This window comes from Pseudomonas sp. AE27 (assembly GCF_037113495.1).
GTDB classification, from domain to species: domain Bacteria; phylum Pseudomonadota; class Gammaproteobacteria; order Pseudomonadales; family Pseudomonadaceae; genus Aquipseudomonas; species Aquipseudomonas palmensis.
Genome location: NZ_CP146966.1, coordinates 2530595 through 2542500 on the forward strand (window position 1 = coordinate 2530595; position 11906 = coordinate 2542500).

The following is an 11906-nucleotide window of genomic DNA, read 5'->3' on the forward strand; positions in this document are numbered from 1 at the left end:
CGCGCCCAGCTCCTGCGCCCTGGCGCGCTACAGCACCATCGCCGCTACCCAGCCGAACGCCAGCAACGGCAGGTTGTAATGCAGGAAGGTCGGCACCACCGTGTCCCAGATGTGATGGTGCTGGCCATCGACGTTCAGGCCCGAGGTCGGGCCCAGGGTCGAGTCCGACGCCGGTGAGCCGGCATCACCCAATGCGCCGGCAGTACCGACGATGCACACGGTGGCCAGCGGGTCGAAGCCCAGTTGCACGCACAGCGGCACGAAGATCGCCGCCAGGATCGGCACCGTGGAGAACGACGAGCCGATACCCATGGTCACCAGCAGGCCCACCAGCAGCATCAGCAGCGCCCCGACCGCCTTGCTGTGGTCGATCCAGCCGGCCGAGGCCTCCACCAGGGTCTTCACTTCGCCGGTGGCCTTCATGACCTCGGCAAAGCCGGACGCGGCGATCATGATGAAGCCGATCATGGCCATCATCTTCATGCCTTCGGTGAACAGGTCATCGGTGTCCTTCCAGCGCACGATGCCCGACAGCGAGAAGATCAGAAAGCCCGCCATCGCACCGATGATCATCGAGTCCAGCCACAGCTGGATGATGAACGCCGCGGCGATCGCACAGCCGGCCACCATCAGCGTCAACGGGTTGTAGCTGACCGCCACCTGCTCGACCTGCTCGATCTTTGCCACGTCGTACACGCGCTTTTTGCGGTAGCTGAAGAACACCGCCAGCAGCAACCCGAACAGCATGCCCGCCGCCGGTATGGCCATGGCCTGGGTCACGTTGACGCCGCTGACGTCCACCCCGCTACGGCTGACGTTGGCCAGCAGGATCTGATTGAGGAAGATGTTGCCGAACCCCACTGGCAGGAACATGTAGGGGGTGATCAGGCCGAAAGTCATCACGCAGGCCACCAGGCGCCGATCGATCTGCAGGCGAGTCAGCACGTACAGCAGCGGCGGCACCAGCAGCGGAATGAAGGCGATATGAATGGGCAGGATGTTCTGCGACGAGATCGCCACCACCAGCAACAGGCCGATCAGCAGCCACTTGATCTTGCCGCCTTCGGCATTGCGCTGACCATGGAACATCGACAGGGCGCGATCGGCCAGCGCATGGGCCAGCCCGGACTTGGCGATGGCCACGGCGAATGCGCCCAGCAGCGCATACGACAATGCCACCGTGGCGCCGCCACCCAGGCCGCCGTTGAACGCCTTGAGCGTGCCTTCGATACCCAGGCCGCCCACCAGGCCGCCGGCGAGCGCGCCGATGATGAGGGCGATGACCACGTGCACACGGGCCAGGCTCAATATCAGCATGATGCCGACCGCGGCAATTACTGCATTCATTTCATGACCTCTAGAAACCAGACAAAGCTTGCGCTGCGGCGACAGACTGCGAGCGCAGTGGCCGAACGACAGGTGTTTTTATGGGAGGGCGCACACTCTGAAGCAGCACCCGCCACTTGTCAAAGTACGGGGCTAGACGGCTGCACGCGGGTCGCATGCATGACTGAAAACGACGCATTTCAATTGAACGTTTGAATAAAGAAAAACTGCGCCTGGCCGTTACAGTCGTCAGCCTCAATCTTTTTTTGGATCAAAGGACTTCGTCATGTCGTCGAGACAACTTTCCATCCAGTGGAAAATTACCCTGCTGGCCGGGCTCTGCCTGGCCAGCATCGTTACGCTGCTGGTGGGCCTTTCGCTGTACCGCATGGAGCACAACTCCGAGCTGGTCAAGGCCAGCAGCATGCAGATGCTGACCGAAGCGGCCCAGTCGCGTATCCAGTCCCAGGGCGAAGTCCAGGCCTTGAGCATCCGCCGCCAGTTCATGGATGCCTACCAATACGGTGCAGGCTTTGCGCGCCAGGTGCTGTTTTTGCGCGAGCAGGCCGAAAAGCGCTTTCTGGACGCCTTCGACCTGCGCGAGGACATGACCCGCCAGGTGCGCGCCGCGCTGCAGGCCAACCCCGACCTGCTGGGGCTGTCGCTGGTGTTCGAGCCCAACGCCCTGGACAACAAGGATGCCCTGTTCGCCAACCAGGCCGAGCTGGGCAGCAACGAGGCCGGCCGCTTTGCCCTGTACTGGTCGCAGCCCACGCCCGGCAAGCTGACCTCGATGGCGCTGCCCGAAAAGGACATGACCGACACCAGCATCGGCCCCAGCGGCGAGCCGGCCAACACCTGGTCGGTGTGCCCGCGTACCACGCGCAAGACCTGCGTGATCGAACCCTACTTCTATGACATTGCCGGCCAGCGGGTGCTGATGACCAGCATCGTGTTCCCGCTGATCGTGGCCGACAAGGTGGTCGCCACCCTGTCGATCGACATCAACCTGAACAGCCTGCAGGCGCTGAGCCAGCAAGCCAGCCAGAACCTGTACCAGGGCCAGACCCGCATCGGCATCATCAGCCCGGTGGGCCTGCTGGCCGGCTACAGCCCGGATGCGGGCAAGCTGGCGCAACGCTTCGACCAGGTCGACAGCACCAGCGGCAAGGAGCTGATAGGCCTGCTGAGCAGCGGCACGCCCCTGCAGAGCCTCCACAAGGACGAGCGCCTGAAGGTGCTGGCATCGTTTGCACCGATTCCGGGGGGCAAGCCCTGGGGCGTGCTGCTGGATGTGCCGCAAAGCGCCCTGACCGGCCCGGCCGAGACCCTCAAGAACGAGCTCGACCAGCGCAATACCAGTGGCACCCTGATCGAGCTGGGCCTGGGTGTGCTGGCCGCGATCGTGGGGCTGCTGCTGATCTGGGTGATGGCGCGCAGTGTGACCCGCCCCATCCTGGGCGTGGCCGCCATGCTCAAGGACATCGCCAGCGGCGAAGGCGACCTGACCCGCCGCCTGAACTACGACAAGCGCGACGAGCTGGGGGAACTGGCCGGCTGGTTCAACCGCTTCCTCGACAAGCTGCAGCCGATCATCGCCGAGGTCAAACGCTCGGTGCAGGCGGCGCGCGACACTGCCGACCAGTCTTCGGCGATTGCCTCGCAGACCAGCGCCGGCATGGAGCAGCAGTACCGTCAGGTCGACCAGGTGGCCACGGCGTCCCACGAAATGAGCGCCACCGCCCAGGATGTGGCGCGCAGTGCTGCGCAAGCGGCCCAGGCGGCGCGTGACGCCGACCAGGCGACCCGTCAGGGCCTGGCGGTGATCGACCGCACCACCACCAGCATCGATACCCTGGCAGCCGACATGAACACCGCCATGGCCCAGGTCGAAGGGCTGGCCGACAACAGCGAGAAGATCGGTTCGGTACTGGAAGTGATCCGCTCCATCGCCGAGCAGACCAACCTGCTGGCGCTCAATGCCGCCATCGAGGCGGCCCGTGCCGGGGAAGCCGGGCGCGGCTTTGCGGTGGTGGCCGACGAGGTGCGCAACCTGGCCCGACGCACCCAGGAGTCGGTGGAGGAGACCCGTCAGGTGATCGAGCAACTGCAGGCCGGCACCCGCGAGGTGGTGGGCGCCATGGACAGCAGCCACCGCCAGGCCCAGGGTAGCGTCGACCAGGTCGGTCAGGCCGTGACTGCGCTGCGCCAGATCGGCGAGGCCGTCACCGTGATCAGCGACATGAACCTGCAGATTGCCAGTGCCGCCGAAGAGCAGAGTGCGGTGGCCGAGGAAATCAACAACAACGTGGCGACCATTCGCGATGTGACCGAGTCACTCTCGGAGCAGGCCAATGAGTCGGCGCGGGTCAGCCAGTCGCTGAACAGCCTGGCCAACCAGCAGCAGGGGCTGATGGACCAGTTCCGCGTCTGATGGTGTTATCGGGCTGCCCTGCGGGGTAGCTCGATGCTCACCCGCAGCCCGCCCAGCGGGCTTTCCAGCAACCTCATCTGCCCACCCCAGGCTTCGGCGATATCGCGAACGATGCCCAGGCCAAGCCCATGGCCATCGACCTGTTCGTCGAGCCGCGCACCGCGCTCCAGCACCCCGGCCCTGGCATTTTCGGGGATGCCCGGGCCATCATCGTCCACCCACAGGCGATACACCCCGCCCTCTTGCTCGATGCTCAGGCAGACCTCGCTGTCGGCCCACTTGCAGGCGTTGTCCAGCAGGTTGCCCAGCAGCTCGAGCAGGTCTTCGCGGTCCCAGGGCAAGGACAACCCATCGGGCACCTGATGGCGGATGAGCAGGTGATCGCCGTGAATCATGCCCAGGGTCGATAGCAGGCCCGGCAGTTCGGTGGCGCAATCGAAATGCGCCCCCGGCAGGGCATCGCCGGCCAGCCGGGCGCGATTGAGTTCGCGGCTCAGGCGTTGCTGGATCTGCTCCAGCTGAGCCTGCAACTGGACGCGAACCTCGGGCAGGTCGTTCAGGCGCTCGCTCGACGCCAGGCTCATCAGCACCGCCAGGGGAGTCTTCAGGGCATGCCCCAGGTTGCCCAGCGCGTTGCGTGAACGTCTGAGGCTGTCTTCGGTGTGTGCCAGCAGGTGGTTGATCTGCGCCACCAGGGGCTCGAGTTCGACAGGCACCTCACTGTCGAGCTGCGAGCGCTTGCCCTGCTGCAGTTGGGCGATCTGTTCGCGCGTGCGTTCCAATGGGCGCAGGGAGCGTGTGACCGTGATGCGTTGCAGCACCAGAATCAACAGCAGCGCCACCAGCCCCAGGCCAAGGCCGAGCTGCTGCATGCGCCGGAAGCCGTCGCGCACGGGGGTATAGTCCTGCGCCACGCTGATCGAGATCGCCTGGCCCAGGCGCCGGTAGTCGGCACGCAGCACCAGCAGTTGCTGGCCAGCCGGGCCCAGCTCCAGGCCCGCGTGCAGGCCGGGAGTTGGCGGACGGGGCATGTCCATGTCCCAGAGCGAGCGGGAACGCCAACTGCCCCCTTCGAAATCGATACGGAAGTAGTAGCCGGAAAACGGCCGCTGGTACGCCGACGACAGGCGTCGCTCGTCCAGTTCGAGGCCGCTGTGGCCGCGCACCAGCGCCACCAGCAGGTTTTCGCTTTCCTTGCGCAGCCCCGTCTCCAGGTAGCGCTGCAACCCGACCTCGAACAGCCACAGGCTGATCTGTGCCAGGGCCAGGCCGACCACCACCAGTACACCGACCAGCCCCAGGCTCAGGCGCGCCTGGATCGACTTCACTCGACCACTCCGCCAAAGCGATAGCCCTGGCCGCGATGGGTTTCGATCACGCTGCGCCCCAGCTTGCGGCGCAGGTGGTTGACGTGTACTTCGAGCACATTCGAGTCGCGCTCGGTTTCGCCGTTGTAGAGGTGCTCGGCCAGGTGGCTTTTGGAAAGGATCTGCTGCGGGTGCAACATGAAGTAGCGCAGCAGGCGAAACTCGGCGGCGGTCAGTTGCACGTCCTGCCCGTCGCGGCTCACGCACTGGCGGCCTTCGTCCAGGTGCAGGCCGGCGGCCTGCAGGGTCGGCTGGTTGGCCAGGCCACGGGCGCGGCGCAGCAGCGACTGGATGCGCAGTTGCAGCTCTTCGGGGTGAAAGGGTTTGCTCAGGTAATCGTCGGCACCGGCCTTGAGGCCCTCGATGCGCTCGGCCCAGGAACCCCGTGCGGTCAGGATCAGCACCGGGGTCGACAGCCCGCCGGCGCGCCATTGGGCCAGCACCTCGAGGCCGGGCAGGCCGGGCAGCCCCAGGTCCAGGATAATCAGGTCATAGGGCTCGCTGCTACCCTGGTACACCGCATCTCGGCCGTCGGCCAGCCAGTCGATGGCGTAGCCCTGGCGCTGCAGGCTCTGGGTGAGTTCATCGGCCAGCGGGACGTTGTCCTCGACCAGTAACAGGCGCATCAGTCATCTTCCTCATCTTTGATCAGCACACCCGTGCGTGCATCGAACTTGATTTCACGCACGACCCCTTGCGGGGTGACCAGCTCGACTTCGTACTCGTAGCGGTTGTGCTTCTCTTCCAGCTCCGCCTCAAGCAACTTCGCCCCGGGGTAACGCCCCAGGGCGGAGTTCAACAGTTGCTCCAGCGGCAGGATGATGCCCTTCTGACGTAGCTCCAGGGCTTCATCCTGATCGAGGTCGCGGGCCAGGGCCGGCGTACAGAAGACCAGCAATGCGAGGAACAGCCACGGTGCCGTTCGCTTGCGTGCAGTCATCAGGTGTCCTTGGCGTCCTTGAGTACTTCACCGGTCTTGGCATCAAGGTCCACGTCCCATTCGACGTTCTGCGCGTCACGCAGTTCGACCTTGTACACATAACGGCCGTACACGTCCTCGAGCTCGGAGTCCTTGATGGTGGCACCCGGATGCTTGGCCAGCGCTTTTGCGTTGAGGTCATCCAGCGACAGGATGGTCTTGGCCTGGACCAGCTGCACGACTTCATTGGTGGGGATGTCTTTAGCCAGCGCAACGTTGGCGCTCAGGGCAAGGGCGGCGGTGGCGAACAGGGCTGTCAATGTTTTCATCGTGTCTCTCCATTTAGGATCAATCTTGCTTACGGGTTCAGAATACCGAACCGAACTTAACTGAAACTGAAAACAACTGACGCCATGATAGCTCAGGCGCGCCCCTGTTCCGTCCACGCTTCTCTATAATCGTTGATCCAGGACAACGAGGCCCTTATGAGCTCAATCCAGATCAAGTTTCCAGCGCTGACACTCAAGGCCGGCACGCGGGCGTTTGCCCATGTACGCGAACGCGGTCTGCAGGCTGCAGACGTGGGGGTGCTACCGGGCGCTGCAGGCGGCCCCAAGGCGCTGGGTATCCAGGGTATCGACCTGGCGCTGTTCGGCCAGTGGCTGCCCACAGCACCGCGCGCGCGCTCGCTGATCGGGGCATCGATCGGCTCCTGGCGCTTCGCCAGCGCCTGCCTGCCCGACCCCGCCCAGGCCCTGCTGCGCCTGGGCCATCTTTATACCGAGCAGGATTTCGCCAAGGGCGTGACCCAGGCCCAGGTCAGCCAGAGCTGTCGGCGCATGCTCGATGACCTGCTGGAGGGCCAGGATGCTCGCATTCTCGACAACCCCCACTATCGGCTCAACATCATGCTGGTCAGAAGCCACGGCCTGCTTCAGCACGATCATCGAGGCCGACTGGGCGTAGGCCTGTCGTCGGTGATTGCCGACAACCTCGTGAGCCGTTCGCGGCTGGCCCGGCACTTCGAACGCGTGATCCTGCATGACGCACGCTGCGCACCGCCGTTGAACCCCCTCACGGACTTCCCTTCGCGCTGCCTGCCGCTGGCGGTCGACAACCTGCGTCATGCCCTGCTCGCTTCAGGCTCCATTCCCATGGTGATGGAAGGCGTGCGGGACATTCCGGGGGTCGGAGCGGGCACCTACCGGGATGGTGGCTTGCTCGACTATCACCTCGACCTGCCCTACAGCGGCGAGGACATCGTGCTTTACCCTCACTTCACCCACAAGGTGGTGCCGGGGTGGTTCGACAAGGCCCTGCCCTGGCGGCGCAGCAATGCGCAGTACCTGCAGAACGTGCTGTTGCTGGCACCCTCGCCGCAGTACCTGGCCCGCCTGCCCTACGGCAAGCTGCCGGATCGCAGCGACTTCAAGCGCTTCATGGGCGATGCCGGTAACCGCCAACGTTACTGGCGTACCGCCATGAGCGAAAGCCAGCGGCTGGGCGACGAGTTCCTAGAACTGGTGGAAACCGGCAAGCTGCACCAGCATCTGCAACCGTTGAAGTAGGCTTGCTGTTAAACTGCCGGTCAGCATTGGTTTTCAGAGTTCTAAGATACCGTGGAAATTTTCAAAGAGTTCACCTTCGAATCGGCCCACCGCTTGCCGAATGTGCCCGCCGGGCACAAATGCGGGCGCCTGCACGGCCACTCCTTCAAGGTTGCCTTGCACTTGACCGGCCAGCTGGATCCGCATACCGGCTGGATTCGCGACTTCTCGGAGATCAAGGCGATTTTCAAGCCGCTGTACGAGCAGCTTGACCACAACTACCTCAATGACATCCCTGGCCTGGAGAACCCGACCAGCGAAGTGATTGCCAAATGGATCTGGGACCAGGTCAAGCCGTTGCTACCAGAACTGAGCAAGGTACGTATCCATGAAACCTGCACCAGTGGCTGCGAGTATTACGGCGACTGAGCTGACAGTGACATATCTGAAAACCACCTCCCAAGGTGGTTTTTTATGCCCGCCTTGCAGGAAACTTTCAGCCCACAAAGACAAAACCCCTACCTGCAGATGCAGATAGGGGTTTCGGAATTTAATCTTGACGATGACCTACTCTCACATGGGGAAACCCCACACTACCATCGGCGATGCATCGTTTCACTACTGAGTTCGGGATGGGATCAGGTGGTTCCAATGCTCTATGGTCGTCAAGAAATTCTGTTGCCAGAAGGTCTTGTTCAGACACTCCAGCGAATCGGGTATGTGATGTTCGTGAGTTACAAATCTTCGGCTTACTGTGTCTTCACAACACCGCAATCTGGTCGTTCGACGCAAATTGCTTGGGTGTTATATGGTCAAGCCTCACGGGCAATTAGTATTGGTTAGCTCAACGCCTCACAGCGCTTACACACCCAACCTATCAACGTCGTAGTCTTCGACGGCCCTTCAGGGAGCTCAAGGCTCCAGTGAGATCTCATCTTGAGGCAAGTTTCCCGCTTAGATGCTTTCAGCGGTTATCTCTTCCGAACATAGCTACCCGGCAATGCCACTGGCGTGACAACCGGAACACCAGAGGTTCGTCCACTCCGGTCCTCTCGTACTAGGAGCAGCCCCTCTCAAATCTCAAACGTCCACGGCAGATAGGGACCGAACTGTCTCACGACGTTCTAAACCCAGCTCGCGTACCACTTTAAATGGCGAACAGCCATACCCTTGGGACCGGCTTCAGCCCCAGGATGTGATGAGCCGACATCGAGGTGCCAAACACCGCCGTCGATATGAACTCTTGGGCGGTATCAGCCTGTTATCCCCGGAGTACCTTTTATCCGTTGAGCGATGGCCCTTCCATACAGAACCACCGGATCACTAAGACCTACTTTCGTACCTGCTCGACGTGTCTGTCTCGCAGTCAAGCGCGCTTTTGCCTTTATACTCTACGACCGATTTCCGACCGGTCTGAGCGCACCTTCGTACTCCTCCGTTACTCTTTAGGAGGAGACCGCCCCAGTCAAACTACCCACCATACACTGTCCTCGATCCGGATAACGGACCTGAGTTAGAACCTCAAAGTTGCCAGGGTGGTATTTCAAGGATGGCTCCACGCAGACTGGCGTCCACGCTTCAAAGCCTCCCACCTATCCTACACAAGCAAATTCAAAGTCCAGTGCAAAGCTATAGTAAAGGTTCACGGGGTCTTTCCGTCTAGCCGCGGATACACTGCATCTTCACAGCGATTTCAATTTCACTGAGTCTCGGGTGGAGACAGCGCCGCCATCGTTACGCCATTCGTGCAGGTCGGAACTTACCCGACAAGGAATTTCGCTACCTTAGGACCGTTATAGTTACGGCCGCCGTTTACCGGGGCTTCGATCAAGAGCTTCGCGTTAGCTAACCCCATCAATTAACCTTCCGGCACCGGGCAGGCGTCACACCCTATACGTCCACTTTCGTGTTTGCAGAGTGCTGTGTTTTTAATAAACAGTCGCAGCGGCCTGGTATCTTCGACCGGCATGAGCTTACGGAGCAAGTCCTTCACCCTCACCGGCGCACCTTCTCCCGAAGTTACGGTGCCATTTTGCCTAGTTCCTTCACCCGAGTTCTCTCAAGCGCCTTGGTATTCTCTACCCAACCACCTGTGTCGGTTTGGGGTACGGTTCCTGGTTACCTGAAGCTTAGAAGCTTTTCTTGGAAGCATGGCATCAACCACTTCGTCGCCTAATGGCAACTCGTCATCAGCTCTCGGCCTTAAGATCCCGGATTTACCTAAGATATCAGCCTACCACCTTAAACTTGGACAACCAACGCCAAGCTGGCCTAGCCTTCTCCGTCCCTCCATCGCAATAACCAGAAGTACAGGAATATTAACCTGTTTTCCATCGACTACGCTTTTCAGCCTCGCCTTAGGGACCGACTAACCCTGCGTCGATTAACGTTGCGCAGGAAACCTTGGTCTTTCGGCGTGGGAGTTTTTCACTCCCATTGTCGTTACTCATGTCAGCATTCGCACTTCTGATACCTCCAGCAAGCTTCTCAACTCACCTTCACAGGCTTACAGAACGCTCCTCTACCGCATCACCTAAGTGATACCCGTAGCTTCGGTGTATGGTTTGAGCCCCGTTACATCTTCCGCGCAGGCCGACTCGACTAGTGAGCTATTACGCTTTCTTTAAAGGGTGGCTGCTTCTAAGCCAACCTCCTAGCTGTCTAAGCCTTCCCACATCGTTTCCCACTTAACCATAACTTTGGGACCTTAGCTGACGGTCTGGGTTGTTTCCCTTTTCACGACGGACGTTAGCACCCGCCGTGTGTCTCCCATGCTCGGCACTTGTAGGTATTCGGAGTTTGCATCGGTTTGGTAAGTCGGGATGACCCCCTAGCCGAAACAGTGCTCTACCCCCTACAGTGATACATGAGGCGCTACCTAAATAGCTTTCGAGGAGAACCAGCTATCTCCGAGCTTGATTAGCCTTTCACTCCGATCCACAGGTCATCCGCTAACTTTTCAACGGTAGTCGGTTCGGTCCTCCAGTCAGTGTTACCTAACCTTCAACCTGCCCATGGATAGATCGCCCGGTTTCGGGTCTATACCCAGCGACTAAACGCCCTATTAAGACTCGCTTTTGCTACGCCTCCCCTATTCGGTTAAGCTCGCCACTGAATATAAGTCGCTGACCCATTATACAAAAGGTACGCAGTCACCTAACAAAGTAGGCTCCCACTGCTTGTACGCATACGGTTTCAGGATCTATTTCACTCCCCTCTCCGGGGTTCTTTTCGCCTTTCCCTCACGGTACTGGTTCACTATCGGTCAGTCAGTAGTATTTAGCCTTGGAGGATGGTCCCCCCATATTCAGACAAAGTTTCTCGTGCTCCGTCCTACTCGATTTCATGACTAAGAGATTTTCGCGTACAGGGCTATCACCCACTATGGCCGCACTTTCCAGAGCGTTCCGCTAATCTCAAAGCCACTTAAGGGCTAGTCCCCGTTCGCTCGCCACTACTAAGGGAATCTCGGTTGATTTCTTTTCCTCAGGGTACTTAGATGTTTCAGTTCCCCTGGTTCGCCTCTTGCACCTATGTATTCAGTACAAGATACCTGACTTATGCCAGGTGGGTTCCCCCATTCAGAGATCTCCGGATCAAAGTCTGTTTGCCGACTCCCCGAAGCTTATCGCAGGCTACCACGTCTTTCATCGCCTCTGACTGCCAAGGCATCCACCGTATGCGCTTCTTCACTTGACCATATAACCCCAAGCAATCTGGTTATACTGTGAAGACAACATTCGCCGAAAACTTGTAATTACTCACAAATTTTACCTTAGCCTGAACACACACCAGTGAAAGTGCTGTCCAGTCTATCTTTCTATCACATACCCAAATTTTTAAAGAACGATTCTGATAAAGTTCAGAAATCAATATTCGAGGCGAATATTCATTTCTAAGCTTTGACAAATTAGCAAGCGGGGTGGTGGAGCCAAGCGGGATCGAACCGCTGACCTCCTGCGTGCAAGGCAGGCGCTCTCCCAGCTGAGCTATGGCCCCAGCAAATTGGTGGGTCTGGGCAGATTCGAACTGCCGACCTCACCCTTATCAGGGGTGCGCTCTAACCAACTGAGCTACAGACCCAATCGAAGGTTGCTAACCTAATCGTCTTCTTCAATGAATCAAGCAATTCGTGTGGGAGCTTATGAGACAGCTGATGTCGTCGATTAAGGAGGTGATCCAGCCGCAGGTTCCCCTACGGCTACCTTGTTACGACTTCACCCCAGTCATGAATCACACCGTGGTAACCGTCCTCCCGAAGGTTAGACTAGCTACTTCTGGTGCAACCCACTCCCATGGTGTGACGGGCGGTG

General features: G+C 60.0%; 8 protein-coding genes, 2 tRNA genes and 3 rRNA genes (1 of these 13 cut by a window edge). 3 read left to right on the plus strand and 10 right to left on the minus strand.

The genetic code is table 11. The annotated features are described in order from the left end of the window. Positions 1-27: 27 nt before the first annotated feature. Positions 28-1347 (minus strand): Na+/H+ antiporter NhaC family protein, encoded by a 1320-nt coding sequence (locus V9K84_RS11505; protein WP_054916515.1) that lies wholly within the window; start codon positions 1345-1347, stop codon positions 28-30. A 265-nt stretch (positions 1348-1612) separates the two neighbouring features. Here V9K84_RS11505 and V9K84_RS11510 point away from each other — a divergent pair, with 265 nt between their 5' ends. Further along, the gene (locus tag V9K84_RS11510; protein ID WP_088514886.1) at positions 1613-3760 is read left to right on the plus strand and encodes a methyl-accepting chemotaxis protein; all 2148 of its coding nucleotides are present in this window, start codon (positions 1613-1615) and stop codon (positions 3758-3760) included. 5 nt (positions 3761-3765) lie between these two features. Here the strand turns inward: V9K84_RS11510 and V9K84_RS11515 are convergent, their stop codons facing one another. Genes V9K84_RS11515 through V9K84_RS11530 form a run of 4 tightly spaced genes read right to left on the minus strand, consistent with a single transcriptional unit; the run spans position 3766 to position 6375 of the window. Beyond that, positions 3766-5088, minus strand: a complete 1323-nt coding sequence (locus tag V9K84_RS11515) for a sensor histidine kinase (RefSeq protein ID WP_088514887.1) — start codon at positions 5086-5088, stop codon at positions 3766-3768. Further along, on the minus strand, positions 5085-5753 hold the full coding sequence (locus V9K84_RS11520; RefSeq protein WP_043861139.1) for a response regulator transcription factor: 669 nt from the start codon (positions 5751-5753) through the stop codon (positions 5085-5087). Before V9K84_RS11520 ends, V9K84_RS11515 begins: the two co-directional genes overlap by 4 nt. Beyond that, positions 5753-6067 (minus strand): PepSY domain-containing protein, encoded by a 315-nt coding sequence (locus V9K84_RS11525; protein ID WP_043861140.1) that lies wholly within the window; start codon positions 6065-6067, stop codon positions 5753-5755. The genes V9K84_RS11520 and V9K84_RS11525 overlap by 1 nt, the downstream gene beginning before the upstream one ends. Further along, positions 6067-6375, minus strand: a complete 309-nt coding sequence (locus V9K84_RS11530; protein WP_043861141.1) for a PepSY domain-containing protein — start codon at positions 6373-6375, stop codon at positions 6067-6069. Before V9K84_RS11530 ends, V9K84_RS11525 begins: the two co-directional genes overlap by 1 nt. Before the next feature lie 156 nt (positions 6376-6531). Between V9K84_RS11530 and V9K84_RS11535 the strand changes: the two genes are divergently transcribed. Continuing rightward, complete coding sequence (locus V9K84_RS11535) at positions 6532-7614, plus strand: patatin-like phospholipase family protein (RefSeq protein ID WP_078481103.1); 1083 nt, start codon at positions 6532-6534, stop codon at positions 7612-7614. A gap of 51 nt (positions 7615-7665) precedes the next feature. Beyond that, positions 7666-8022: a 6-carboxytetrahydropterin synthase QueD gene (queD, locus tag V9K84_RS11540; RefSeq protein ID WP_043861143.1), complete on the plus strand. Its 357-nt coding sequence runs from the start codon at positions 7666-7668 to the stop codon at positions 8020-8022. A gap of 125 nt (positions 8023-8147) precedes the next feature. Here the strand turns inward: queD and rrf are convergent. The 5 genes from rrf to V9K84_RS11565 form a co-directional block, all read right to left on the minus strand. After that, positions 8148-8263: ribosomal RNA gene (gene rrf / locus V9K84_RS11545) — 5S ribosomal RNA — on the minus strand. Between the two features lie 138 nt (positions 8264-8401). Further along, a 23S ribosomal RNA gene (locus tag V9K84_RS11550) occupies positions 8402-11292 on the minus strand. 224 nt (positions 11293-11516) lie between these two features. Beyond that, positions 11517-11592: transfer RNA gene (locus V9K84_RS11555), tRNA-Ala, on the minus strand. A gap of 7 nt (positions 11593-11599) precedes the next feature. Next, a tRNA-Ile gene (locus V9K84_RS11560) sits at positions 11600-11676 on the minus strand. An 84-nt stretch (positions 11677-11760) separates the two neighbouring features. Beyond that, a 16S ribosomal RNA gene (locus tag V9K84_RS11565) occupies positions 11761-11906 on the minus strand; it runs 1391 nt beyond the window's last position. Together the 16S, 23S and 5S rRNA genes with 2 tRNA genes alongside form the textbook arrangement of a ribosomal RNA operon.

What these genes read in the sequence shown, in the direction of transcription:
- V9K84_RS11505 (WP_054916515.1), bottom strand. Translation starts at nt 1,347, where the DNA reads ATGAATGCAGTAATTGCCGCGGTCGGCATCATGCTGATATTGAGCCTG.
- V9K84_RS11510 (WP_088514886.1), top strand. Translation starts at nt 1,613, where the DNA reads ATGTCGTCGAGACAACTTTCCATCCAGTGGAAAATTACCCTGCTGGCC.
- V9K84_RS11520 (WP_043861139.1), bottom strand. Translation starts at nt 5,753, where the DNA reads ATGCGCCTGTTACTGGTCGAGGACAACGTCCCGCTGGCCGATGAACTC.
- V9K84_RS11525 (WP_043861140.1), bottom strand. Translation starts at nt 6,067, where the DNA reads ATGACTGCACGCAAGCGAACGGCACCGTGGCTGTTCCTCGCATTGCTG.
- V9K84_RS11530 (WP_043861141.1), bottom strand. Translation starts at nt 6,375, where the DNA reads ATGAAAACATTGACAGCCCTGTTCGCCACCGCCGCCCTTGCCCTGAGC.
- V9K84_RS11535 (WP_078481103.1), top strand. Translation starts at nt 6,532, where the DNA reads ATGAGCTCAATCCAGATCAAGTTTCCAGCGCTGACACTCAAGGCCGGC.